The 24,926-nt window shown below is 67.0% G+C and carries 18 protein-coding genes; 6 read left to right on the top strand and 12 right to left on the bottom strand.

Translation table 11 applies throughout. The annotated features are described in order from the left end of the window. Positions 1-162: 162 nt before the first annotated feature. Entirely contained in the window at positions 163-1,593 is a 1,431-nt protein-coding gene (locus L8K25_RS09140) for an MFS transporter (RefSeq protein WP_242138550.1), read from the bottom strand. Further along, positions 1,590-2,423, bottom strand: coding sequence for an SDR family NAD(P)-dependent oxidoreductase (locus tag L8K25_RS09135; RefSeq protein WP_242138549.1), 834 nt, complete (start codon positions 2,421-2,423; stop codon positions 1,590-1,592). Before L8K25_RS09135 ends, L8K25_RS09140 begins: the two co-directional genes overlap by 4 nt. 156 nt (positions 2,424-2,579) lie before the next feature. On the opposite strand from L8K25_RS09135, the gene L8K25_RS09130 reads away from it, so the two are divergent. Together L8K25_RS09130 and L8K25_RS09125 are read left to right on the top strand one after the other, a co-directional pair. Further along, complete coding sequence (locus tag L8K25_RS09130; RefSeq protein WP_242138548.1) at positions 2,580-3,725, top strand: acyl-CoA dehydrogenase family protein; 1,146 nt, start codon at positions 2,580-2,582, stop codon at positions 3,723-3,725. Positions 3,726-3,867: 142 nt separating this feature from the next. Then, a complete protein-coding gene (locus L8K25_RS09125) occupies positions 3,868-4,656 on the top strand; it encodes an SDR family oxidoreductase (RefSeq protein WP_242138547.1) in 789 nt (262 codons plus the stop codon). A 103-nt stretch (positions 4,657-4,759) separates the two neighbouring features. On the opposite strand, the gene L8K25_RS09120 is transcribed toward L8K25_RS09125, so the two are convergent. From L8K25_RS09120 to L8K25_RS09100, 5 genes are all read right to left on the bottom strand, one after another. Continuing rightward, the gene (locus tag L8K25_RS09120; RefSeq protein ID WP_242138546.1) at positions 4,760-5,386 is read right to left on the bottom strand and encodes a TIGR02281 family clan AA aspartic protease; all 627 of its coding nucleotides are present in this window, start codon (positions 5,384-5,386) and stop codon (positions 4,760-4,762) included. A 66-nt stretch (positions 5,387-5,452) separates the two neighbouring features. Then, a complete protein-coding gene (locus L8K25_RS09115; protein WP_242138545.1) occupies positions 5,453-6,739 on the bottom strand; it encodes a glycoside hydrolase family 130 protein in 1,287 nt (428 codons plus the stop codon). A gap of 218 nt (positions 6,740-6,957) precedes the next feature. Beyond that, positions 6,958-8,148 (bottom strand): NF038122 family metalloprotease, encoded by a 1,191-nt coding sequence (locus L8K25_RS09110; RefSeq protein WP_242138544.1) that lies wholly within the window; start codon positions 8,146-8,148, stop codon positions 6,958-6,960. Positions 8,149-8,390: 242 nt separating this feature from the next. Continuing rightward, positions 8,391-10,649: an NADP-dependent malic enzyme gene (locus L8K25_RS09105; RefSeq protein ID WP_242138543.1), complete on the bottom strand. Its 2,259-nt coding sequence runs from the start codon at positions 10,647-10,649 to the stop codon at positions 8,391-8,393. A 59-nt stretch (positions 10,650-10,708) separates the two neighbouring features. Continuing rightward, on the bottom strand, positions 10,709-11,095 hold the full coding sequence (locus L8K25_RS09100; protein ID WP_242138542.1) for a helix-turn-helix domain-containing protein: 387 nt from the start codon (positions 11,093-11,095) through the stop codon (positions 10,709-10,711). 101 nt (positions 11,096-11,196) lie between these two features. Between L8K25_RS09100 and L8K25_RS09095 the strand changes: the two genes are divergently transcribed. From L8K25_RS09095 to L8K25_RS09085, 3 genes are all read left to right on the top strand, one after another. Further along, on the top strand, positions 11,197-11,946 hold the full coding sequence (locus tag L8K25_RS09095) for an SDR family oxidoreductase (RefSeq protein WP_242138541.1): 750 nt from the start codon (positions 11,197-11,199) through the stop codon (positions 11,944-11,946). Positions 11,947-12,203: 257 nt separating this feature from the next. Next, entirely contained in the window at positions 12,204-14,777 is a 2,574-nt protein-coding gene (gene mutS, locus L8K25_RS09090) for a DNA mismatch repair protein MutS (RefSeq protein ID WP_242138759.1), read from the top strand. Positions 14,778-15,043: 266 nt separating this feature from the next. Then, positions 15,044-15,988 (top strand): IS110 family transposase, encoded by a 945-nt coding sequence (locus L8K25_RS09085; protein WP_242138540.1) that lies wholly within the window; start codon positions 15,044-15,046, stop codon positions 15,986-15,988. A 73-nt stretch (positions 15,989-16,061) separates the two neighbouring features. Here the strand turns inward: L8K25_RS09085 and L8K25_RS09080 are convergent, their stop codons facing one another. Next, positions 16,062-16,751 carry a GNAT family N-acetyltransferase gene (locus L8K25_RS09080; protein WP_242138539.1) on the bottom strand — a complete coding sequence of 230 codons (690 nt, stop codon included), beginning with the start codon at positions 16,749-16,751 and terminating at the stop codon, positions 16,062-16,064. 67 nt (positions 16,752-16,818) lie between these two features. Next, positions 16,819-17,706, bottom strand: coding sequence for an ion channel (locus L8K25_RS09075; protein WP_242138538.1), 888 nt, complete (start codon positions 17,704-17,706; stop codon positions 16,819-16,821). Positions 17,707-17,782: 76 nt separating this feature from the next. Between L8K25_RS09075 and L8K25_RS09070 the strand changes: the two genes are divergently transcribed. Continuing rightward, on the top strand, positions 17,783-20,527 hold the full coding sequence (locus L8K25_RS09070) for a [protein-PII] uridylyltransferase (protein ID WP_242138758.1): 2,745 nt from the start codon (positions 17,783-17,785) through the stop codon (positions 20,525-20,527). 126 nt (positions 20,528-20,653) lie between these two features. Here the strand turns inward: L8K25_RS09070 and infC are convergent, their stop codons facing one another. The 3 genes from infC to L8K25_RS09055 all read right to left on the bottom strand — a co-directional run bounded on the left by infC (position 20,654) and on the right by L8K25_RS09055 (position 24,828). Continuing rightward, entirely contained in the window at positions 20,654-21,157 is a 504-nt protein-coding gene (infC, locus tag L8K25_RS09065; protein WP_232283442.1) for a translation initiation factor IF-3, read from the bottom strand. 264 nt (positions 21,158-21,421) lie between these two features. Beyond that, a complete protein-coding gene (thrS, locus tag L8K25_RS09060; protein ID WP_242138537.1) occupies positions 21,422-23,413 on the bottom strand; it encodes a threonine--tRNA ligase in 1,992 nt (663 codons plus the stop codon). 167 nt (positions 23,414-23,580) lie between these two features. Then, positions 23,581-24,828 (bottom strand): methyl-accepting chemotaxis protein, encoded by a 1,248-nt coding sequence (locus tag L8K25_RS09055; protein WP_242138757.1) that lies wholly within the window; start codon positions 24,826-24,828, stop codon positions 23,581-23,583. Positions 24,829-24,926: the final 98 nt, after the last annotated feature.

Genomic DNA, 24,926 nt, shown 5'->3' with positions numbered 1-24,926 from the left:
TCCCGCGCGTGCGGCTGCCCTGCACGGGTCGACCGTCCCGTTTTCCTGCGACGGTCGCTTAGTCTGCGTCACCCCGGCGAAGGCCGGGCCGCGTCATTACCCTGGCGCGGCCGGCGACTAAGTGCCGTATCGCCGGGGCGACGGAAGTGCGCAGCAACCGCCCTAGGCCACCCCGCTCGACCGCAACCGCGCGTCATGCTCGGCCCGCCCGAACGGAAACCGCGAGTAGCAGAAGGCGGCGAGGGCATAGAACAGCAGTTCCAGCACCAGGAACACCACCGTCAACCGGTCGATCGTCCCCACCGGTACCAGCCCGGGCTTCGCCCCGGCGGGGAATTCCGCAAACGCCAGGATCCGGCCTGCGACGAAGATCCCCAGACCGCCGACCAGCTTCTGCACGAAGAAGCCGCCTGCAAAGAACACGCCTTCGGAGCGCTTGCCGGTCCGTACCTCTGAATCCTCGACCACGTCCGACAGCATCGCCGCGCCCAGGATGAACGCCGAGACCCCGCAGGCGGTATTGGCCGCGAAGATCACCAGCAGCACCGGCAACAGCAGCGGCGAGCCCGGCGCCGGGAAAAGCCCGAGGATGCGCAACAGATAGGGCGCACTCACCAGCAGCCCTGCCCCGAGCGACAACGCCATTGCGCTGCGCGCCTTGTCGCCACCGCGCGTCAGCCCGGGCGCCAGGAAGAACGCGCCCAATGCACCCGCCATCAGCGCAACCGAAAGCCAGTTGTAGTCGCCCTGCGCGAACAGCCAGACGAACTGGTACATGTAGAGCGAGAGCGCGAACGAAATGCCCTGGGCGGTATAGGCGAACACCCCCGCCGCCATCAGCCACAGGAACCCGCGGTTCCACACGGTCTGCCCGAAATCGCGGAAATGCTCGCCGAGTGTCTCGTCGCCCGGGGGCACCTGCGGCAGGCGCGGGATCTCCGGATGCAACCCGACTGCCGACACGAGGATCGACGTCGCCATCACCAGCGCCCCAAGGATCGCCATATGTGCGTACCCGTCGCGGTTGAGCGTCCCGACCGGATGCGTCGCATCGGGCACGAGGAAGACCGCATAGGCCAGCGCGAGCATCGCCAGCCCGCCGCCCCAGCCGAACAGGTAACGGTAGGAGAAGAGCCGCGTCCGCTCGTCATAGTCCGAGCTCAGCTCCGGCCCCAGCGCCGCGCCCGGGATTTCGAACATCGACAGCGCGATCCGCACCAGCAGCGCACTGCCGAACACGTACAGCAGGATTGCGCCCTGCGACCACGCGGGCGGATTCCACAACAGCCACCAGCCGATCGCGACCGGCAGCGCGGAGGCATACATCCACGGATGCCGCCGACCCCAGCGCCCGCGCGTATGGTCCGACAGATAGCCGACCAGCGGATCGACGAACGCCTCGACCACCAGCGCGCCCATGATCGCGAGCCCGACCAGACCTGCCGGCAACCCGATCACCTGGTTGTAGAACAGCAGCAGGAAGGTGGCGAAGCCATTGTCCTTCACGCCGTACGCGATCGACCCGATGCCGAATGACAGGCGGCTGCGCAGCGAAAGCCGTCGTGCCGCGGGCACGACGAGCGGCGCGGTCACGAGGCGAATGCCTCCAGCGCGGCGAACATCGACGGCGCCTTCGGGTCCCAGCTGTGCCGCGGGCCGATCGTCAGTCCGCCGTCCACGACAATCCGCGTGCCGGTGACGAACGACGCATCCTCGCTCGCGAGATAGGCGACCGCCGCGGCGATATCGTCGGACGTGCCGGCGCGTTGCAACGGCTGCGCCTGCGCCGCCGCCTGGCCGATCATACCGTTCGCCATATCGCGCTTCTCCCCTGAAATGCCGAGCGCGGAGGTGAAGATGTTGGTCGTGATGAAGCCCGGGCACACTGCGTTCACGCGGATCCTGTACTGCGCGAGGTCCGCCGCGGCCAGCGTCGTGAGATGCAGCACCCCGGCCTTGGCGACCGAGTAAGCCGTCGGCGCCGCCCCCGTCTGGAGTGCTGCGACCGACGACGTGTTGACGATCGCCCCGCCCTGCCCCCGCGCGATCATCAGCGGCGCGGCGTAGCGGATGCCGAGCGCGACCGAGCGCAGCAGCAGCGCCTGCGTCCGGTCCCAATCCTCGGGCGAGATCGCGTCGATCGAATCGCGCGATCCGCCCGCGCCGGCATTGTTGAACACGACGTCGAGCCCGCCGGCCGCGTCGGCGGCATGCATCAGCGCCTCGATCTCGGCTGCCTGAAGCACGTCGGTCCGCTGGAAATGGATCCGGCCGTTCGACGTTTGCGCGACCTCGGCGCCGCCGGCCTCGTCGATATCGCCGATCCAGACTTCGGCCCCCTCACGCACCAGCCGGAGCGCGGTGGCGCGCCCGATGCCGGAGGCTCCGCCGGTGACGACAGCTCGCTTGCCTGCAAAACGCATCTTACTCTCCACACTTTTGGGCATAGTAGTACGGGCGTTAAGCCGGTCAATGCGCCTGTCGACGAATGGTTTTGGAATTTCGGGTTTGCAGCGCGCGACGGTTTGGGGCATCGCGGCGGGGACACGGCTTCGCCCTCAGACGATGCAAGAGGATCCATGGCACTCGACCCCGAAACCTTCGATGCGCTGATCGACACCGTCCGCCGGTTCGTCGCCGAACGCCTTCGCCCGCTCGAGGCGCAAGTCGAGGCGGATGACGCGATCCCTGCCGACGTCGTGCAGGAAATGCGCGCGCTGGGGCTGTTCGGCCTTTCGATCGCCGAGGAATATGGCGGCCTCGCGCTGACGATGGCTGAGGAAGCGCGCGTCGCGATCGAACTGGGGCGCACCACGCCCGCATTCCGCTCGACCTTCGGCACCAACGTCGGGATCGGCAGCCAGGGCCTCGTGATGGCGGGAACGTCCGAGCAGAAGGCGGCATGGCTCCCGCGGATCGCGAGCGGCGAGATTATCACCAGCTTCGCGCTGACTGAGCCCGAGGTCGGGAGCGATTCGGGCGCGGTCAAGACGCGCGCGACCTTCGACGGGCAGGCGTATCGCCTGTCGGGGACCAAGCGCTACATCACCAATGCCGACAAGGCCGACCTGTTCACCGTGATGGCGCGGACCGGCGAGGATCCGGGCGCGCGCGGGGTGTCCGCCTTCCTCGTGCCGCGCGATCTGGCCGGGGTCAGCATCGGCGAGCCCGAGAAGAAGATGGGGCAGAAGGGCGCCAAGGTCGCCGACGTCCATTTCGACGACGTCGTCGTCCCCGCCGAGAACCGGCTCGGCGCGGAGGGCGAAGGCTTCAAGATCGCGATGCGCGTGCTCGATCGCGGGCGGTTGCACATTGCGGCGGTTTGCGTCGGCGTGGCCGAGCGGCTGATCGCGGATTGCGTCGCCTATGCAACCGACCGCAAGCAGTTCGGCAAGGCGATCGCGGACCACCAGCTGATCCAGGGGATGCTCGCGGATTCGAAGACCGAGGCGCTCGCCGCGCGCGCGCTGGTGCTGGAAACCGCCGCCGCCAAGGATGCGGGCAAGGACGTCGTCATGGAATCCGCCGCCGCCAAATATTATGCGAGCGAGATGGTCGGCCGCGTCGCCGACCGCGCGGTGCAGATCTTCGGGGGTGCTGGCTATATCGCGGATTACGGGATCGAGCGGCTGTACCGCGACGTCCGGCTGTTCCGCATCTACGAGGGCACCAGCCAGATCCAGCAGATCATCATCGCACGCGAGACGATCAAGCGCGGAGGATAATCTTTTCTCCCTCTCCCCGCTGGCGGGGAGAGGGCAAGCAAGGGAAGCGACGCGCGGGAGAGGGGCAGTGCGGCGTGTTCACAGGACGGCCCCTCTCCCCGCCCCTCTCCCGCAAGCGGGAGAGGGAGAAGAAGGAAGAAGAATGGACACGACCAACCTGTTCCGGCTCGACGGCCGCATCGCGCTCGTCACCGGCGGCTCGCGCGGGATCGGCAAGATGATCGCGGCGGGCTTCATCGCGCAGGGCGCAACCGTCTATATCTCGGCGCGCAAGGCCGAGGTCTGTTTCGAAACCGCCGCCGAACTGGGCGAGAACTGCATCGCGCTGCCGCAGGACGTGTCGACCGTGGCGGGCTGCAAGGCGCTCGCCGCGCAACTCGCTGAGCACACCGACCGGCTCGACATCCTCGTCAACAATGCCGGGGCCGCCTGGGGCGAGCCGTTCGAGGCGTTCCCGGAGAAGGGCTGGGACAAGGTGATGGACCTCAACGTCAAGTCGCCCTTCTTCCTCACGCAGGCGCTCCACGAACCGCTCAAGGCCGCCGCGAGCGCAGGCCGCCCGGCCAAGGTGATCAACATCACCTCGATCGACGGGCAGCGGCTCAACCCGTGGGAGACCTACAGTTATCAGGCGTCGAAGGCGGCGCTGATCTATCTCACCAAGCGGATGGCGGCGCGGCTGGTGACCGATCACATCAACGTAACGTCGATCGCGCCCGGCGCGTTTGCGAGCGAGATGAACAAGGCCGCGCGCGACCACGGCGAGGCGATCGCCAGGAGCATCCCCGCCAAGCGCATCGGCGTCGACGAGGACATGGCGGGCGCCGCGATCTACCTCGCGAGCCGCGCGGGGGATTATGTGATCGGCGACACGATCACGGTCGACGGCGGGCTGGTCCACGCCGCGCTCGGAACGAGCATCGACGCGTAGGTCGGCCTGTCGATCCCGGGCGGAAGCCGGGACCCAGGGTTACAGGCGGACCCCGCGGAACCCTGGGCCCTTGCTTTCACGAGGGCACCGGCACGGTCGTTCGTCAGCTCACCCCTTGCGGATGATGCGGCTGGAGGATCAGCACGCCATCCTCGACCCGCCAGGATTTCAGGCGCGACAGGAAGTTCATCCCCACCACGTTCATGTCGCCGAACGCGGGTGACACGACCACCGGCACGTTGCGCGCGACGACGTTGCCGATCCGCATCTCCGCCACCGTGGCGGTCTTCGCCTTGACCGTGCCGTTGGCAGTCTGCATCAATACGGGCATCACCGCATCGCCGGCCTCGATCCCCGCGGCGGCGGCCGTGTCCGCGCTGAGCGCGGTGACGGTCGCCCCGCTGTCGACCAGCATCCGCTTCTCCATGTCGCCGATCTTGACGCGCACCCAGAAGTGGCCGTCGGGCGACATCCGGACATGCGTTTCCCGCCCGACCGCCTGTTGCTGCCCCAGTTGGAAGCGCTGTGCCATGCGCGCGAACATCGGGTCGAACTGCGCGCGCTCGGACAGGATCACCAGCACCAGCACGATCGATCCGGCGGTCATCGCGAACGACAGCAACCGCCCGATGAACGGTACGCGCCGCGCCAGCAGCATGACCGCGACCACGCCCGCGATCAGGAGGTACAGTGGCAGATGGCCGCCAGGATTGGGGATTGCGTTCACCATCCCGAGATAATGCGCCGCCCCGCCTTTAGAAAGGCTGACGGGCGGCGCGCGCCAGGCCGACGAGCGCTATTCCATCACCGCGAGCAGGCGGTCGACCGTGGTCGTCGCAAAGGCGGTGAAATTGTCGGCGACCCCGTAGGGGATCATCACGTCGCGACCGGAGGCGATCGCGCCGCAACTGTAGACGACATTGGGAACATAGCCGTCCCGCTCGGTCGGGCTCGGCTTGAGGATCGGCTCGGGCGTGCGGGCGAGCAGCTTCGACGGGTCGTCCTTGTCGAGCAGGCACGCGCCCATGCAATAGTTGCGCACCGTCCCGACACCGTGGGTGAAGACCAGCCACCCCTCGTCCACCTCGATCGGTGATCCGCAATTGCCCATCTGCACGAATTCCCACGGATAGCGCGGCGAGACGATCTTGCCGCCCCCCTCCCAATGCAGGATGTCGTCGGACGTGTGGAGCCAGATGCTCTCGCTGTCCTGTCGCCCGAGCATCGCGAACTTCCCGCCGATCCGCCGCGGGAACAGCGCCATCCCCTTCGCCCCTGCCGCATCGCCGGTCAGCACGCGCATCTCGAAATTACGGAAGTCGATCCCGGTCAGCAGTTCGGGCCGTGCCGTCGCGCCGCTGAAGGCGGTATAGGTGCCATGGTACATCACCGTCCCGTCATCCTCGACGAAGCGCACCAGCCGAAGGTCCTCGATCCCCTGCTTCTGGCTCGGCAGGATCGGAAACAGGACCGTCTCCGACACCTCACGGCTGCCGTCGCACTGCAGGTGCACCACGCCGGACTTCTCGCTCTCGATGATCGGCGGAACGGCGATCGGGCTGGGCGTCTCGATCGTCGGCGCGCTGCCGGGGACCCAGTGCCCGGCGCGGAACGCCACCGACGACACGTGCCCCTCGCCGATCCCGCGCAGCGACATGACGAAGCGCAGGCCTTGCTCGGGTGCCGGCGACGCCGCCTCGACGAGCACTGCGCTGGGGTTGAACAGCGCGGCGGCCTCGTAGGAATATTCCTCGCTGAAATAGGCCCCGATCAGGCGACGCTGCGAATCGTTGGTTTCGGGCATCGACGGCAGGCTCGCCGCGATCGCGTCGAAGCGACGCAGCAGCATGGTGTCGACATCGCGGTGCCGCTCGTCGAGCGAGTCGGTGATGCGCGGCAACTCCTCCGCCAGCGCCGCAGCGTCGAGCGTCATCACCCGATCGACGATGACCTGCACGCGCGAATGGCCCGGCGCGCGAAAGGCCTCGGGATATTCCAGTTCGAATGGCCGCACCACGGTCCGCGCGGGGTCGGGACGGAGGATCAGATCGTGATGGTCAAGAACGGGTGTTTGCGCTGGCATCGACTAACCCTCTGATAGCACGGAGCAAGAAGTGCCGCGCGCTCGCGCCGCTCAACGCGCCGCCGCGGTGCGCGATCCGACCTTGCCCGTGTCAAACCGTTTCCGGCGGATCGAACGGCCCCGCCGCCCGATCCCCCGGTAGCGCGTGCTACAGGCTTGGCCGAAGAAACACCACGCACCAGCGGCAGCACGGGTCGCAATCCGTTTCGCCTTGCGCGTCAGACGCTCGCGACGCGTTGGCCGCTTCTGCGGCGCGCGGCACCGCCGAGCATGCCAAAGCCCACCACCATCATGGTCCACGTCGCCGGCTCGGGCACCGCCAATGTGTCGAGATAGCTCTGATAGATTTGCCCCGTCGTCTCGGTCGAATAGGTCAGCGCATCGACGCTGAGGTTCCAGCCGATGGCGTCGAACGCGGCCAGGTCGAGGCCGGTCACCGCACCGGTCTGCGAATAGCAGAAGGTCGGATCCATGATGCCGTTGCCGACCGCACAGCCCGCGGTGTCCTTCCAGTGCGACGCCTGGTCGCCGTCTCCATTGTAGAGGCCGGTCGCAAAGCTGTTGCCGAACAACGCGGTTGCCCCGCCGTCGACCGAGAAATAGGGCGTGCCCCCGACGGTCAGGTCGAGCACGGGATCGTTGCCGGGCACCAGCCCGTTCGGGTCGCGGCTGTATCGGAACATGTCGAGCGCGCTGAACAACGCCGTGTCATTGATATCGAACGGTACCACCCCCGCTCCAGGACCTTTGGGGGAGCCATAAACGTCAGGATAGTCCACACCCGAGACAAAGCCGAGCGCATGGCCGATCTCGTGGATCGCAACGCCGATGAAGTCGATGGTGTTGGCGGAGATGCCATCGCGTGGATCGAAATCGAACCCGAAGCTGCTGCTGAAGGTCACGCTGCCGTCGGCTTCGCCCGGCGTGTCCACGGTGCCGCCGATCGCCTTGACCACCGACGAGTTCAGGGACAAATCCGTGCTCGAGACCTGGCCGGCGGTGACGTATTGATAGGCATCCCCGACATTCTGCGTGCCGGTGGCATCGACCCCGTTGGTAATGAAGGTCGCAGCGCCCCCCTTCAACGTCGGCAGGACGATATTGCCGTCGATCGCGGAATTGCTCTTGGTCGCGAGCACCCCGTTTTCCCAGTTCTGCACCGTATAGTCCACCGCCCGACTGCTAGTCGATCCGATGATCCCCGGTCCCAGCGGGCCAAACTGTACGTCGAGATTGATCACCGCAGTATTGGTGAACATCTTCGACCAATAGTCCGCGGCAACGGCAAATCCCAGCGCCGCCGGAGACCCGGTCACCCCACCCTGATCGACGAGCTTGATCGTGGATGCATTCCCGTTCGCCGTCGCAAAGAACGCAACTCCGCAGAACAGCGCGATTTTCTTCTTCATACACTTCGCCCCCCGGCCATGTTTGTAGAAAATTCTTACCGTATTGGGGAGAGTGGCATGTCTTAACAATTCGTCAAGCAAAGGATGTATGTTCTATACATCAAACAGGGTGTGCGACGGACCAGGCTGTCACGCGGGATGGCCAAGTCCTGCCCGGCCCGGCGCAACCGCTGCCGGGACGCGCCCGGCAGCCTGTCGTCGCGGCGCGTTTCGAGCCACGCCGGGAAACCCGGCCTGCTCGCTCAGCGCGCGATCCCGCCGGCCGCCAGCACCGCGAGCGTCACGAGCTCGCTCGCGGTCGAGGTCATCGGCGCGATCTGGACCGATTTCTCCATGCCCACCAGCATCGGACCGATCACCGCATCGCCGCCGAGCTCGCGCAGCAGCTTGGCCGAGATATTGGCCGACTGCAGCCCCGGCATGATCAGCACGTTGGCTGGCCCCGACAGCCGCGCGAACGGGTAGTTCGCGAGCTGCTTGGGGTTGAGCGCCACGTCGGGGGCCATTTCGCCCTCATATTCGAACCCGACCTGACGCGAGTCGAGCACGCCGACCGCGGCGCGGATATTCTCGAGCCAATTGCCCTCCGGATTGCCGAAGGTCGAATAGCTGAGGAACGCGACGCGCGGCTCATGGCCCATGCGGCGTGCGACCAGCGCAGTCTGCTCGGCAATGTCCGCGAGTTCCTCGGCCGACGGACGCTCGTTGATCGTCGTGTCCGCCATGAAGACGGTGTGGCTCTGCCCGACCATCAGATGGATGCCGAACGGAATCTGCCCCTCGGCCGGATCGATCACGCGGCGGACTTCGCGCATCGTGTGCGCATAGGTGCGGGTGATGCCGGTGATCATCGCATCCGCCTCGCCGAGCTGGAGCAGGACCGCGCCGAAGATGTTGCGATCCTGGTTGATCATCCGCTCGCAATCGCGCCGCAGGTAGCCGCGCCGCTGGAGCCGGTTGTACAGGAAATCGACCATCCGCGGCACGAGCGGCGAATTGCGGCTGTTGTGAAGCTCGTAGCTGTCGGGATCGGCGACGCCGAGCGAACGCAGCCGGTCCGGCACGTCGTCGCGCCCGACCAGCACCGGCGTGCCGTAGCCGCCATCCTTGAACGCGATCGCCGCGCGCAGCACGACTTCCTCTTCGCCTTCAGCGAACAGCACGCGCTTGGGGTGCGCCTTGGCGCCCTCATAGGCAAGCGTCAGCACCGAGGTGGTCGGGTTGAGCCGCGCCCGCAGTTTGTCGCGATACGCTTCGAGGTCGAGGATCGGCTTGGTCGCCACGCCCGAATCCATCGCCGCCTTGGCGACCGCGACGGGGATGATCTCCATCAGCCGCGGATCGAACGGCGTCGGGATGATATATTCGGGGCCGAAGGTGTGGTGCACGCCGTACGCGACCGCGACTTCCTCGGGCACCTGCTGGCGCGCGAGTGCCGCCAGCGCGCGGGCGGCGGCGAGCTTCATCTCGTCGTTGATCGTCGTCGCGCGCACGTCGAGCGCGCCGCGGAAGATGAACGGGAAGCACAGGACGTTGTTGACCTGATTGGGGAAGTCCGAACGCCCGGTCGCGATGATGGCATCGGGTCGCGCCGCCTTGGCTTCGGGCGGGGTGATCTCGGGATCGGGATTGGCCATAGCGAAGATGATCGGTTTGGGCGCCATCTTCATCAGCTCGTGCGCGGGCAGCGCGCCCGCCGCCGAAACGCCGATGAACACGTCGGCGCCGTCGAGCGCCTCGGCGCGGGTCCGCTTGGTCGTGTTGACGGCGTGCGCCGACTGCCACTGGTTGATGTCCGCGCGACCCTGGTAGATCACCCCGCCCAGGTCGATCATTGTGAGATGGTCGCTGGGCAGGCCCATCGTCTTGATCAGCTCGGCGCAGGCGATCGCCGCCGCGCCCGCGCCGTTCATCACGACCTTGGTGGTCTTGATGTCGCGGCCGGTAAGGAACAGCGCGTTGATCAGGCCCGCCGCGCAGATGATTGCGGTGCCGTGCTGGTCGTCATGGAACACCGGGATGTTCATCCTGGCGCGCAGCGTCTGCTCGATGATGAAGCATTCGGGCGACTTGATGTCCTCGAGGTTGATGCCGCCGAAGCTCGGCTCCATCAGCTCGATCGCGTCGATCAGCCGGTCGGGGTCCTCGGTCTTGAGTTCGATGTCGATCGCGTCGACGTCGGCGAAGCGTTTGAACAGGACCGCCTTGCCCTCCATCACCGGCTTGGACGCGAGCGCGCCGAGATTGCCCAGCCCGAGGATCGCGGTGCCATTGGAGATGACCGCGACGAGGTTGCCCTTGGCGGTATAGTCGTACGCAAGGCTCGGATCGGCGGCGATCGCCAGAACGGGAACCGCGACGCCGGGCGAATAGGCGAGCGCGAGGTCGCGCTGCGTCGCCATCGGCTTGGAGGCGATGATCTCGATCTTGCCGGGGCGTCCCTCCGAGTGGAACAACAGCGCTTCGCGCTCGGAAAACTGGACGTTCGATTCTTCGGACATGGGGGACGCACTCCTGATTGGGGCAGCCTTAAGCAGACTTTGGCTGGATGGGAACGCCTCTAGTCGACGCTACGGCTGTCGAAGGCGGCGCGCGCCGCGGTGATCCGGTCGACATTCTGCGCCGCCCACGCCCACACCCCGCAGAAGGCCTCGGCCAGCGTGAGTCCGAGATCGGTCAGGCGGTATTCGACCTTGGGCGGGATCACCGGATGAATCGTCCGGATCACCAGCCCGTCCCGCTCCATCTGGCGGAGCGTCTGGGTGAGCATCTTCTGGCTGATCCCTTCGACCAGCTGCGCGATCCGCGAGAAACGCAGTTCGCCGTGCTCGGTCAGCACTTCCAGCGTGATCATCGTCCATTTGTCCGCGACGCGCCCGATCACCTCGGTGACGAGCGCCTCGATCCGGGGGTCGAGATCTTGCGGATAGTCATGCGAGACGGCCACTCGGTTTCCTCTCGGTAAGTACCATACATTGCGGTGCCTACTTTCCGTTGGAGAGTACACGTCATATTTGCGGCTGGCCACTCGGGGGCAGGAGAAGCAGCATGAAGATGACCGACAACACCATTCTCATCACCGGCGGCGGGTCGGGCATCGGCCGGGCGCTCGCCGAACAGTTTCACGCACGCGGCAACCACGTCATCGTCGCCGGGCGCAGGGCGGAACCGCTGGAGGCGCTGGCGCGCGACCTGCCGGGGATCGCGACCGCCTTGCTCGACGTCGCGGACGCAGCCGACATCACCCGCTTTGCGGCGCGGATCGTCGCCGATCATCCGGCGCTCAACGTCGTGGTCCACAATGCCGGGATCATGCGGCCCGAGAACATGGCGGCCGAGCGCTATGACCTCGCCGACGCCGAGGCGATGATCGCGACCAACCTGCTCGGCCCGATCCGGCTGACCGCCGCGCTGCTCCCACAGCTGCGCAAACAGGCGGATGCGGCGATCCTGACGGTGTCGTCGGGGCTGGCGTTCGTGCCGCTGGTCGTCACGCCGACCTATTCCGCGACCAAGGCGGCGATCCACAGCTGGTCGCAGTCGCTGCGGTCGCAGGTGGCGGGGCTCGGGATCGACGTGATCGAGATCGCGCCGCCAGCGGTCGCGACCGACCTGATGCCGGGACAGGCGACCAACCCCAATTCGATGCCGCTCGATGCGTATATCGCCGAGACGATGGCGCTGCTCGAGGCGAACCCGGCGGGGCCGGAGAATACCGTAGAGCGCGTCAAGTTCCTGCGCGATGCCGAACGCGAGGGGCGGTACGATGCGGTGTTCGGGATGCTCAACGGCGGGTGAGCGTGGAAGGGGCGCCGGATGGTCACACCCAACCGGCGTCACCCTGAACTCGTTTCAGGGTCCACCGTTCCGCAAAGGCGGTCCGAGCCCGTTGCGCGGTGGATGCTGAAACAAGTTCAGCATGACGGAAGGAGAAAGACCCCGCTCTGGGATCCCTCGTGCATCCACACCATGACGCGCGGCGGTTTCTTCGCTACCCAGCGGCAATGCCCGCCGCTTCTCCCGCCCCTGCCCCGACCTCCCCCGCCCCCACGCCGATGATGGCGCAATATCTCGCGCTCAAGGCGGAGGCGGCGGATTGCCTGTTGTTCTACCGGATGGGCGATTTCTTCGAACTGTTCTTCGAGGACGCCAAGATCGCCGCCGCCTGCCTCGACATCGCGCTGACCGCGCGCGGCGAGCATCTCGGCGTGCCGATCCCGATGTGCGGCGTGCCGGTCCATGCCGCCGACGGCTATCTCGCGCGACTGATCAAGGCGGGGCACCGCGTCGCGATCGCCGAGCAGACCGAAAGCCCCGCCGAGGCCAAGAAGCGTAGCGGTAAGACATTGGTTTCACGTGCAATTGTCCGGCTGGTGACAGCGGGCACGCTGACCGAGGAAGCTTTGCTCGACGCGCGCACCGCCAATTGGTGCGTCGCGATCGGCGAGGCGGGCGGCGGAGTCGCGATCGCCGCCGCCGATATCTCGACCGGCCGGTTCGAGCTGATCGCCTGCGACGCCGCCGGGCTGGGCGCCGAGATCGCCCGCCTCGCCCCCGCCGAGACGATCGTGTGCGACGATAGCCACTTTGCCGATCTCGCCACGATGCTCCGCCCGCGCGCCGAGTTCGACAGCGCGCGTGGCGAGGCGCGGCTCAAGGCGCTCTACGCGGTCGCGACGCTCGACGGGTTCGGGCAGTTCGACCGCGCCGCGCTATCGGCGGCGGGGGGCCTCGTCGCCTATCTCGACCATACCGCCAAGGGCGCGATGCCGTTCCTCCGCCCGCCCCGGCTTGGTGCGAGCGCGCAGCACATGGCGATCGACGCCGCGACGCGCGAGAGCCTCGAACTGACCCAGACCACCACCGGCACACGCAAGGGCAGCCTGCTCGACTCGATCGACCGGACCGTCACTGCGGCGGGCGCGCGGCTGCTCGGCGCGGACATCGGCGCACCGCTGATGGCGCGCGGACCGATCGAGGCGCGGCTCGATCTGGTCGCGTTGCTGACCCATGACGGGGGATTGCGCGAGTCGCTTCGGGGGACGCTCCGCAGCATGGCGGATATCGGCCGCGCGCTCGGGCGGCTCGCTGCGGGGCGCGGTTCGCCGCGCGATCTCGGACAGTTGCGCGACGGGCTCGACGGCGCATGGCGGCTCGGCGAGCGGCTGGGCGGGATCGCTGCGCCCCCGGCATTGCTCACCGACCTTGCCCCGCGGCTGCGCGGGCATGGCGCGCTGATCGACCTGCTGACGCGCGCGCTGGTCCCCGCGCCGCCGATCGATGCGTCGGACGGCGGTTATATCGCGGCGGGCTATGACGCCGCGCTTGACGATCTGCGCGATGCGGGCGCGGGCGGGCGGCGCGCGATTGCCGCGCTCGAGGCGGATTTCCGCGCGCGGACCGGGGTGGCGCAGCTCAAGATCCGCCACAACGGCGTGCTCGGCTATCATATCGAAGTTCCCGCACGCTCGGCAGACGGCCTGATGAAGCCCGACAGCGGGTTCATCCACCGCCAGACGATGGCGGGCGCGGTGCGCTTCAACGCGCCCGAGCTCCACGAGGTCGCGGCCAAGGTGACGCAGGCGGGTGCCCATGCGCTCGCGGCGGAGGCGGCGCATCTCGAGGATCTCGTCGCCGCCGCGCTCGACCGGCGCGAGGCGATCGCGGCGACCGCCGACGCGCTCGCGCGGCTCGATGTCGCGGCGGCGCTCGCCGAGCGCGGTTGCGAAGGCGGCTGGGCGCGGCCCGAGCTGGTCGACCACGCCTGTTTCGACATCACCGGCGGGCGTCACCCGGTGGTCGAGGATGCGCTGGCGAAACGCGGCGAGCGGTTCGTCGCCAATGACTGCCGCCTGTCGGAGGATTCGCGGCTATGGCTCGTCACCGGGCCCAACATGGGCGGCAAATCGACCTTCCTGCGCCAGAACGCCGCGATCGCGGTGCTCGCGCAGGCGGGGAGCTTCGTCCCCGCGACAGCGGCGACCTTGGGGCTGGTCGATCGCCTGTTCAGCCGGGTCGGCGCATCGGACAATCTCGCGCGCGGGCGCTCGACCTTCATGGTCGAGATGGTCGAGACCGCCGCGATCCTCGCGCAGGCGACCCCGCGCAGCTTCGTCATCCTCGACGAGGTGGGGCGCGGGACGTCCACCTATGACGGTCTCGCGATCGCCTGGGCGGTGGTCGAGGCGATCCATGACGACAATCGCTGCCGCTGCCTGTTCGCGACGCATTATCACGAGCTGACCCGGCTGGCGGAGCGGTGCGAGGCGCTGACGCTCCACCACGTCCGCGCGCGCGAATGGAAGGGCGAGCTGGTGCTGTTGCACGAAGTGTCCGAGGGGCCGGCGGACCGCTCCTACGGGCTGGCGGTGGCGCGGCTCGCGGGGTTGCCGCCGGTGACGATCGCGCGCGCCAAGGCGGTGCTGGCGAAGCTCGAGGCGGGGCGTGCCAAAACCGGCGGGCTGGCGGCGGGGCTCGACGACCTGCCGCTGTTCGCCGCCGCGATCGAGGCGGAGGAAGAGGAATGCGACGCGATCCGCGCCGAGGTGGAGGCGCTGGATGTGGATGCGCTGACGCCGCGCGAGGCGCTGGAGACACTATACCGGTTGAAGGGGTTGGCGCGGGGGTAGCATGGTTCCCCGGTTACTTCTTCGGCGAAGGCCGGGGCCCAGTTGCGGGCGTTTTGCCAACGGGGCGCAACGCGCGAACAATCGGCGTTCTGCTCCTGGGCCCCCGTATGTGGAAACTGTGGCATGAAGGGTGCGGGCGGGAGACCGTTGGGCCCCTGGTACACACGATACCGTAGTCTGGCTCGGTTCCCCGCCCGCGTTGGACGTGTACCTGAACAGTTGCACGAGGCTGCACCACCAGACCTCGCATCACGGGGACAGGCATCATGACACTACACCCGTATACGCTCGGAATCGATATCTCCAAGCATCATCTCGACGTTTATGATTCGCGCGACGCGACGACGCGACGGATCGCCAATACCGCGCCGGAAGTGACCACGCTGGCGCAGGCGCTGACGGGGCGCGACTGTCTGGTCGTGCTCGAGGCGACCGGCCACTATGACGGCACGCTACGCCGCGCGCTGGCCGAGGCGGACGTCGTGCATGCCCGCGTTAATCCCGAGCAGGCGCGCCACTTTGCGCGCGCCACGGGCAAGCGGGCCAAGACCGATGCGATCGACGCGCGCATGCTCGCCGAGCTCGGTCAGCGCCTCGCGCCGCGCCCCTGCCCACCCGATGATCCCGCCCGCAGCGCGCTTGCCGGGCTCAGCCGGCGGCGCGACCAGCTCGTCGCGATGCGCAAGCAAGAGCGCACCCGGCGCGGCGAACTGGACGATCCGCTTCTCGTCGAATCGCTCGACGCGCATCTCGCCTGGCTCGATCAAGCGGTCACTCAGCTGGACCACGCGATCGCCGAGCTCGTGCGCACCACGCCGCCACTCGCACACGATGCAGCACTGCTCCGCTCGGTCCCCGGCATCGGGCCCGTCGCCGCTACCGTCCTGCTTGCCCAACTGCCTGAACTGGGTAGCATCTCTGCCAAGCCGATCGCCGCGCTCGCCGGTCTCGCCGGTCTCGCTCCGTTCAACAACGACAGCGGCGCCTTCCGCGGCAAGCGTTCTGTCCGCGGCGGACGGACCCGCGTACGGCAGGCGCTCTACATGGCCGCGCTGACCGCGGCGCGCTCCAAAACCATCCTCGGCGATTTCCACCAACGCCTGCGAGACGCCGGCAAGCCGCCTAAGCTTGCCCTGATCGCGCTCGCTCGAAAGCTGCTGACCACCCTCAACGCCATCGTCAGAGCACAAAGCCCCTTCGCGAAAGCATGACTGTCACACAGTTGCCGGCCTTCGCCGGGGAAGCGCCCTTATGGAAGCCGCCCGCCTTACCCACCGGGGCAATTCACCCCCGCGCCACCACGGTATAGGTCATCTCGCGCCGCACCTCGAACCCCAGCGCGCGATACAGCGCCACCGCAGGGTTGTCGGCGTAACTGTGCAGGAACACCCCCTCCCCGCGCTCCAGCAGCGGTACGAGCACAGCTTCCATCAACGCCCGCGCGAAGCCCTGCCCGCGATAATCCGGATGCGTGCACACCGCGCTGATCTCGCTGAACCCCGGCACCTTCATCCGCTCGCCCGCCATCGCGACCAGCCGCCCGCCGCGCCGCACGCCGATATAGCCCCCCTGCAGATGCGTCTTCGCGAAGAACGGCCCCGGCGCGGTGAGCGTCGCAAGGTCGAGCATTTCGCCCGCATCGGCATCCCCCAGCGGCACGATCTCCACCGCGCGGGCGGCGCGGTTCAGCCGGGTCGCAACCATCTGGTTCAGCCGCCGCTCCGACACCACGACTGTCCCGGGAAGCGGCGCCGCCGCGCCGACGCCAAGCAGTCCGAGCGTCCCGCCCTCCGCTATCAACCCGGCAAGCGCGTCCAACGCCTCGGGCGACTCATCCGCCGCGGCGCCGAACAGGTTGACGTCGGGCCTGAACCGCACCGCGCGCGAATCCCCAAGCGCGAGCGCGGCATGGCGTCCGGTCAGACTATGCCAGATTGGTCGGTCGAGCGGGGCGTCGGAGCGCGTATCGGTCATGCCACTCCCTGACCACCCAGGGTCCACGGCCGCATCCCACGCCTTGCTCCCAAACATGCGCGCGCGGTCACGCCGACCCGATCGTCAGCACCGCATCCCCGATCGGCACGGTATCGTGCAGCAACCGCAGGTCGAGATGCGTCGTGCCATTGTCGTCGCTGATGACGTCGACGAACTCATGGTCGACCAGGATCGTCTCGCGCCCATAGCGTTTGCCCCCCAGCGACTGGCTTGCCAGCAGCGTGTCGATCCCGCTCACCGACAGCGTCAGGATGAATCGCTCGGTACCGTTGGCGAGCGCGTCCAGCACCGGGCTGTCGTCGTCCAGGATATGCACCAGCGTCCACGCCAGCCCGAGCATCGGGTTCTGGTTCCGTACCAGGGGCAGTTCCGTCATCCGCCGGAAGGTACGGCCGTCCCCGACATGAACCAGCTCGAGCCAGCTCATCTGCGCGGTCGCATCCGCCAGCGGGCGCGAGCGTTTCGACGCGATCCGCGCCATCAACGCACGCTTGCCCTGATAGCGCCCGATCACCGCGACGTCGCTGAAGATCAGGCTCTCGCGCGGTCGGGCGAAGCGCGCGAAGATCAGCCCGGTGATCGTCGCGGAAAAGAACAGCCCGATCAGGATCTCGACCGCGGCGATCGCATGGCCCAGGCGGGTCACCGGTGCCATCACGCCATAGCCGACCGTCCCCAGCGTATCGACCGAGAAGAAGAAGCCGTCGACCACCGACCCCGGCGCCATCGTCCCGATCGCACCGGGGAGCAGCGCGTAGATCGTCCCGAACACCAGGTTGATCGCGACGAAGCTCGCCGAGACGAGCGCGATGAACCACGGCCAGCTCATCTCCATCACCCAGTAATAGAGATCGTCATAGGGCGACGGCGCGCCGGTCTTCACCGCGGGAAACCCGCCCAACTGGACGATCTGGCGACGCGGATGTCTGGTCATGTCGATCAGCCTTGGCGAAGCGCGCAAGTCCGTCAAGCCGCGTGACGTTCCCCGGCGCACATCCTATCTAGCGGGAATGCCCCCCCGTTTCGAATCTCTGCCGCAACGGCGTTCGATCATCGACCGCCGCACCGTCGCCGATGCCCTCGCCGCGCTGGACGGCGACCGTACCGCGCTCCGCGCCGCCGCGACGCTGCTGCTCAAACAGGCGCTCGACGCTGGCCGCGCGGAGATCGGGCGGCGACTGGTCGAGCATCCCTCGCGTGGGCTCGAGGCCGCGGCTGGCCAGGCGTTCCTGACCGATCAATTGCTCCGGTTGCTCTATGATTTCACGGTCCAGCGAGTCTACCCGGTCAGCAACCCCACCGCCGCTGAGCGGATCACGATCATCGCGGTCGGCGGCTATGGCCGCGGCGAGATGGCGCCCTATTCGGACATCGACGTCGGGTTTCTCACCCCGGGCAAGCAGCCGCCCTGGGCCGAGCAGGTGATCGAGACGATGCTCTATGCACTGTGGGACCTGGGGCTGAAAATCGGGCACAGCAGCCGGTCGCTCGACGAAATGGTGCGGCAGGCGAAGAGCGACGTGACGATCCGCACCGCCTTGCTGGAGGCGCGCTACGTGTGGGGCGACCAGCCGCTGTACGACGAGGCCGCGCATCGCTTCAAGGCGGAGGTCCAGGCCGATACCGCGCGCCAGTTCATCGCGGACAAGCTCGCCGAGCGGGACGTGCGGCACCACAAGATGGGCGACACACGCTATGTCGTCGAGCCCAACGTCAAGGAGGCCAAGGGCGGGCTGCGCGACCTGCACACGCTCTTCTGGATCGGCAAATACGCGTATAACGTCACCGAGCCGGGCGAACTGGTCGAGGCGGGTCTGCTCAGTCGCGACGAATATCGCCAGTTCCACCGCGCCGAGAATTTCCTGTGGGCGGTGCGCTGCCACCTCCACGCGATTTCGGGTCGCGCCGAGGACCGCCTGACTTTCGACCTCCAGCGCGAGATTGCCGAGCGGATGCGCTTCGCCGACCGCCCGGGCAAGTCCAAGGTCGAGCGGTTCATGCATTATTACTTCCTCCAGGCGCGCACCGCGGGCGACCTGACGGGGGTGTTCCTCGCGCATCTTGACGAAAAGTTCGCGGCGCGCGGGCGGCGTTTCGGTTTCCCGGTGCTGCGGCGCTCGCCGCGTAAGCTCAACGGGTTCACGCTGGTGCGCGGGCGGCTCGCGCTGCCCTCGGACGATTTCCTGGCAGAGAAGCCGGTCCGGCTGATCGAGCTGTTCGCGCTTGCGGACAAGCATGGGCTCGAGATCCATCCGCTGGCGATGCGCGCGGCGTCGCGCGACGCGAAGCTTGCCGACGAGATCCGGCAGGACCCGACCGCGAACGCGTTGTTCCTCGACGTGCTGACCAGCCGCCGCGACCCTGAGACGGTGCTGCGCTGGATGAACGAGACAGGCGTGTTCGGGCGCTTCGTTCCCGATTTCGGCCGCGTCGTCGCGCAGATGCAGTTCGACATGTATCATCACTACACCGTCGACGAGCATACGATCCGCGCGATCGGGCTGCTCGCGCGGATCGAGCGCGGTGAGCTCGATGCCGATCACCCGCTGTGTGCCGCGCTGCTCAAGCAGATCGTCTCGCGCCGCGCGCTGTATGTCGCGGTGCTGTGCCACGATATCGCCAAGGGGCGCGGCGGCGACCATTCGATCCTTGGCGCGGAGGTCGCCGAACGGCTTGCACCGCGGCTGGGGTTGAGCCCGGCGGAGACCGAGACGGTCGCGTGGCTCGTCCGCTGGCATTTGCTGATGTCCGCGACCGCCTTCAAGCGCGACCTGTCCGATTTCAAGACGATCCTCGATTTCACTGCCGTCGTTCAAAGTCCCGAGCGGTTGCGGCTATTGCTGGTGCTGACCGTGGTCGACATCCGCGCGGTCGGACCCGGGGTGTGGAACGGCTGGAAACGCCAGTTGCTCGCCGATTTGTACGAATCGGGCGAGGAAGTGCTGCGGCTTGGCCACAAGCAGAAGGGCCGGACCGAACGGATCGCCGCGAAGCAGAGCGCGCTGCGCGAGACGTTGGGGTGGGACGATGCGAGGTTCGGATCGCTCGTCGCGAAACTGCCCGAACCCTATTGGGTCGCCGAGCCCGAGGACGTGATCGCCGACAATGCCGCGCTGATCGCGCAGGCCGGTGAGACCGCCCTGGCGATTGCGGCGCGGGTCTATCCCGAGCGCGGCGCGACGCTGGTGACGGTCTATGCCGCGGATCATCCCGGGTTGTTCTATCGGATCGCAGGTGCGATCAGCATTGCCGGGGGGAACATCATCGACGCGCGGATCCATACGACGCGCGACGGCATGGCGCTCGACAATTTCCTGGTGCAGGATCCGATGGGCCGTCCGTTCGACGAGGCGGGGCAGCTGGTGCGGCTCAAGAAGGCGATCGAGGACGCGCTCGCCAACCGGGTCAAGCTGGTCGAGCGCCTGCTGGCGAAACCGCTGGTGCGGACGCGTGCGGAAGCCTTTCCGATCGCTCCCAACGTATTGATCGACAACAAGGCGTCGAACCGGTTTACCGTCATTGAGGTCAACGCGCGCGACCGGCCCGCGCTGTTGCACCAACTCGCGCACGCACTGTTCCAGTCGAAGGTGACGATCCATTCGGCGCATGTCGCAACGTACGGCGAGCGCGCGGTCGATACGTTCTATCTTACCGACCTAACGGGCGAGAAGATCGGTGCCGGAAGTCGGTTGCGCACGATCGAGCGCCGCCTGCTAGGTGCTGCGGCGGGGGAGCGGCTGGTGGAGGCAGCGTAGCTTACGATGCGGCCTCCCCAGCGACGGCCGGGGCCCAGTTGCGCAGGTCGTGGTAAAAGGCGTTGCGCCTTCAACACCCACCGGTCCTGCTGGGCCCCGGCCGTCGCCGGGGAAGCACATCGGGCGTTACTTCGGCGCGAGGACCATCAGCATCTGACGGCCTTCCATGCGCGGATAGGCCTCGACCTTGGCGGTCTCGGTCACGTCGGCCTGGACGCGCTGGAGCAGCGCCATGCCGAGCTGGCCGTGGCTGAGCTCGCGGCCGCGGAAGCGGAGCGTGATCTTGACCTTGTCGCCTTCGTCGATGAACTCGAGCACCTTCTTCATCTTGGTGTCGTAATCGTGGTCATCGATGTTCGGACGCATCTTGATCTCCTTGATCTCCTGCGTCTTCTGCGACTTGCGCGCGAGGTTCGCCTTTTTCTGCGCCTCGTACTTGAACTTGCCGACATCGAGGAACTTGGCGACGGGCGGATCGGCGTTGGGCGACACCTCGACCAGGTCGAGACCGACCTCGCGCGCCTGCTCCATCGCCTCGCGCGTGTACATCACGCCAAGGTTCTCGCCGTCCTGGTCGATCACGCGGACCTTGGCGGACTGGATGAATTCATTGAAGCGAGGGCCATTCATCGGCGGCGCCTGGCGGTTCATCGGGGGTCGGATAGGTGTAGCTCCTCTGGTTGTTGACAGGTGTATATAGGGGTTTTCGGGGGAAAACGAAAGATGCGGTCGTGTAGGATGTGACGATCCGGGCAGGGGGTGTTTTCGCGCTGCAAGACTCCCCTCCCCTTCAGGGGAGGGGCTGGGGGTGGGGAAGTGTCTCACCGAGCGTGGCGCCTGATACTGCCCCACCCCAACCCCTCCCCTAAAGGGGAGGGGCTAAGAAGGAGCCGGTTACAGGTCCGGGGCCTTGGCGGCCTCGGTCAGCATCGCGATCGCGTCGTCGAGCGTCAGGAATTGCTGCCGCTCGCTGCCCAGCTGGCGCAGCGCGACCTTGCCTTCCTCGGCTTCGCGCTTGCCGACGACGAGCAGGTTCGGGACCTTCGCCAGCGAATGCTCGCGCACCTTGTAGTTGATCTTCTCGTTGCGCAGGTCGGTCTCGACCCGGATTCCCGCCGCCTTGAGCTTCTCGGCAACCTGGCGCGCATAATCGTCTGCATCCGACACGATCGTCGCGACCACCGCCTGCACCGGCGACAGCCACAGCGGGAAGCGTCCGGCGTGATGCTCGATCAGGATGCCGATGAAACGTTCGAACGTCCCCAGAATCGCGCGGTGGAGCATGATCGGGCGATGGCGTTCGCCGTCGGCGCCGACATACGAAGCGTCGAGTCGCTCGGGTAGCACGCGGTCTGACTGGATCGTGCCGACCTGCCACGTCCGCCCGATCGCGTCGGTCAGGTGGAATTCGAGCTTGGGCGCATAGAAGGCCCCCTCGCCCGGCAATTCCTCGAACTTCGCCTTGATCGAGTCGCTGAGGTTGGAGCCGAGCACCGCCTTGCGTAGCTCGTCCTCGGACTGGTCCCACATTTCCTCGGTGCCGAACCGCTTCTCGGGGCGCAGCGCCAACTTGACCGCATAATCCTCGAACCCGAGGTCGCGGTACACGCTGTCGAGCAGCTCGCAGAACTGCTGGACCTCTTCAACCAGCTGGTCCTCGCGGACGAAGATATGCGCGTCGTCCTGCGTGAACTGGCGGACGCGCATGATGCCGTGGAGCGCGCCGTGCGGCTCGTTGCGGTGGCAGCAGCCGAATTCGGCCATGCGGATCGGCAGGTCGCGATACGATTTGATCCCCTGGCGGAAAATCAGCACGTGCGCGGGGCAGTTCATCGGCTTCAGCGCCATCAGGTCGGCGGTGCCACTGAACACCGCGGCGTCATCCTCGGTGTTGGGAATCTCGTCGGGCACCACGAACATATTCTCGCGATATTTGCCCCAATGGCCCGACTGCTCCCACTGGCGCGCGTCCATCAGCTGCGGGGTCTTGACCTCGGCATAGCCTGCCGCGTCGAGCCGGCGGCGCATGTACGCCTCGAGCTGACGCCACAGGATGAAACCCTTGGGGTGCCAGAAGACCGAGCCCTGCGCCTCGGACTGGAGATGGAACAGGTCCATTTCCTGCCCGATCTTGCGATGGTCACGCTTGCCCGCTTCCTCGAGCATCGTCAGATGCGCGTCGAGCTGCTTCTTGTTGAGCCAGCCGGTGCCGTAGATGCGGCTGAGCATCGCGTTTTTCTGGTCGCCGCGCCAATAGGCACCCGACACGCGCGTCAGCTTGAACGCGTTCGGGTCGAGCTTGCCGGTCGAGACCATGTGCGGGCCGCGGCACATGTCGAGCCACTTGCCCTGACGGTAGATCGTCAGTTCCTCGCCATCGGGCAGCTCGGCGGCCCATTCCGCCTTGAACGTCTCGCCCTGCGTCTTCCATGTCTCGATCAGCTGCTCGCGGCTCCACACTTCGCGGACGAACGGCTCGTTGCGGCCGATGATCGCGCGCATTTCCGCTTCGATCGCGGGCAGGTCGTCGTCGGTGAAGGGCCGGTCCTTCGGCGCGAAGTCGTAATAGAAGCCGTCGTCGGTCGCCGGGCCGAAGGTGATCTGCGTGCCGGGGAACAGGTGCTGCACCGCTTCCGCCATGACATGCGCGAGATCGTGCCGCGCGAGTTCGAGCGCATCCGCTTCGTCGCGGGCGGTGACCAGCGCGAGCGCGCTGTCGCCATCGAACGGGCGCATGATGTCGCGAAGCTCGCCATCGACGCGCGCGGCGATCGCCGCCTTGGCGAGACCCGGACCGATCGCCGCAGCGATGTCCGCAGGCGTAGTCCCCGGGGCTACCTCGCGGACGGAACCGTCGGGTAGCGAGATGCGGAACAGCGCGGACATGAGGACAAGGACTTTCCGTGATGGATGGAAGCCGCGGCTTAAGCCGGGTGCGCCGATATAGGCAAGCGCGCGCGATCCGTCACCCTGTCGTGGAATCGGTGCCCCCGGCACGCGAAAAGGGGCACGCCCGGCGCGCCCCTCCCCGCTATCGGCAACGCCCTGTCCGTTCAGGCATAGGCACGCCGCGCGGGCTCGACCTGGAACCGGTCCGCCTGCGACGCGAGCTGGACGACCTCATCGGTCAGGTTGCGCGCCGCCGCCGAGGTCTGCTCGACCATCGCCGCATTCTGCTGGGTCGAAGTATCCATTTCATGCACGGCGCTGCTGACTTCGCTGATCGCGCTCGCTTGCGCCGCATTGTCGTTGGCGATCTGCTCGGCAAGGCGTGCCGCCTGCTCGCCCGAGGTCAGGATGACGCCGAACGCGCTGTCGACTTCCTGCACCGCATCCACCGCCGCACCGATGTCGAGGCGGGTCACACTCAACTGGTCCCGCGCGCGCTTGGCCTCTTCCTCCGCGCGCATCGCCAGCGCGCTGACGAGATCCGCGACCACCGCGAAGCCGCGTCCGGCATCACCGGCCCGACCCGCTTCCACCGCTGCGTTCATTGCGAGGACGCGGGTCTGGAACGCGATCTTGTCGAGCCCCTCGATCACGTCGTCGATCCCCTTGGCGCTGTCGAGCACACGAGTCATCGCCTGGACCGCGACATCGGTACGCGACCGACCCTCGAGCACTGCGGTCTTCGCCTGCTCGGACGTCTCGACCGACTGCGTCGCGGCGCGCGCTGTCGCCTTCAGCCGCGCATCGACCTGCTGGATCGCAGCGGCGGTCTGCTCAAGGCTCGCCGCGTTGCTTTCGGTCCGGCGCGCAAGGTCGCTCGCGGCCTGCGCGATTTCGCTCGAGCCGGTTTGGATGTTGCCGGTGCTCGACATCACCGAGCCGAGCAGCGTGCGCAAATTCGCAAGCGCCTCGTTGAACGCGGTCTTGAGCGGCTGATACACTGAGGGATAGTCCTCGACGATATCGGCGGTCAGGTCGCAATTCGACATCCGCGCGAAGTTTTCGGACATGCGCTGGACGATCTCGGAATTGCGCTGCGATTCTGCATTGAGCGAGATCTGCTCCTGCGCGGTCGCGCGGAACGTGTGCATCGCCTTGGTCATCCGTCCGACGCAATCCTTATAGTCGGTAAAGGCGATCGGGGTATCGAGGTCACCCGCAGCAAGACCCTCCATGCGCACCACCGTCGAAACATAGGGGACGCAGACCGCTTCCCGGAACAGATGCGCGAGAACGGCGCCCACGCCAGTCGCGCCGAGCGCGACCCACAATGCAACCGACGGCGACGCAAGCGCGGTCGCCAGTGTCGTCACGCCCAGCAACGCCACGAAAATTCCGTAAGACACCAACATTTTCATACGGATAGGCGCATCAGCCCGGAACCAGTTCATAAGAAATCCTCACGCTGTTGATGGCGTGCGACGCCACGCTGCCTCCATCATAGAAAGCG

The sequence above is a fragment of the Sphingomonas sp. TREG-RG-20F-R18-01 genome (assembly GCF_022662475.1).
GTDB lineage: Bacteria > Pseudomonadota > Alphaproteobacteria > Sphingomonadales > Sphingomonadaceae > Sphingomonas.
This window is presented reverse-complemented; position numbering and strand designations above follow the sequence as displayed.

What these genes read in the sequence shown, in the direction of transcription:
- L8K25_RS09135 (WP_242138549.1), bottom strand. Translation starts at nt 2,423, where the DNA reads ATGCGTTTTGCAGGCAAGCGAGCTGTCGTCACCGGCGGAGCCTCCGGC.
- L8K25_RS09130 (WP_242138548.1), top strand. Translation starts at nt 2,580, where the DNA reads ATGGCACTCGACCCCGAAACCTTCGATGCGCTGATCGACACCGTCCGC.
- L8K25_RS09125 (WP_242138547.1), top strand. Translation starts at nt 3,868, where the DNA reads ATGGACACGACCAACCTGTTCCGGCTCGACGGCCGCATCGCGCTCGTC.
- L8K25_RS09120 (WP_242138546.1), bottom strand. Translation starts at nt 5,386, where the DNA reads ATGGTGAACGCAATCCCCAATCCTGGCGGCCATCTGCCACTGTACCTC.
- L8K25_RS09115 (WP_242138545.1), bottom strand. Translation starts at nt 6,739, where the DNA reads ATGCCAGCGCAAACACCCGTTCTTGACCATCACGATCTGATCCTCCGT.
- L8K25_RS09110 (WP_242138544.1), bottom strand. Translation starts at nt 8,148, where the DNA reads ATGAAGAAGAAAATCGCGCTGTTCTGCGGAGTTGCGTTCTTTGCGACG.
- L8K25_RS09105 (WP_242138543.1), bottom strand. Translation starts at nt 10,649, where the DNA reads ATGTCCGAAGAATCGAACGTCCAGTTTTCCGAGCGCGAAGCGCTGTTG.
- L8K25_RS09095 (WP_242138541.1), top strand. Translation starts at nt 11,197, where the DNA reads ATGAAGATGACCGACAACACCATTCTCATCACCGGCGGCGGGTCGGGC.
- mutS (WP_242138759.1), top strand. Translation starts at nt 12,204, where the DNA reads ATGATGGCGCAATATCTCGCGCTCAAGGCGGAGGCGGCGGATTGCCTG.
- L8K25_RS09085 (WP_242138540.1), top strand. Translation starts at nt 15,044, where the DNA reads ATGACACTACACCCGTATACGCTCGGAATCGATATCTCCAAGCATCAT.
- L8K25_RS09080 (WP_242138539.1), bottom strand. Translation starts at nt 16,751, where the DNA reads ATGACCGATACGCGCTCCGACGCCCCGCTCGACCGACCAATCTGGCAT.
- L8K25_RS09075 (WP_242138538.1), bottom strand. Translation starts at nt 17,706, where the DNA reads ATGACCAGACATCCGCGTCGCCAGATCGTCCAGTTGGGCGGGTTTCCC.
- L8K25_RS09070 (WP_242138758.1), top strand. Translation starts at nt 17,783, where the DNA reads ATGCCCCCCCGTTTCGAATCTCTGCCGCAACGGCGTTCGATCATCGAC.
- infC (WP_232283442.1), bottom strand. Translation starts at nt 21,157, where the DNA reads ATGAATGGCCCTCGCTTCAATGAATTCATCCAGTCCGCCAAGGTCCGC.
- thrS (WP_242138537.1), bottom strand. Translation starts at nt 23,413, where the DNA reads ATGTCCGCGCTGTTCCGCATCTCGCTACCCGACGGTTCCGTCCGCGAG.
- L8K25_RS09055 (WP_242138757.1), bottom strand. Translation starts at nt 24,828, where the DNA reads ATGTTGGTGTCTTACGGAATTTTCGTGGCGTTGCTGGGCGTGACGACA.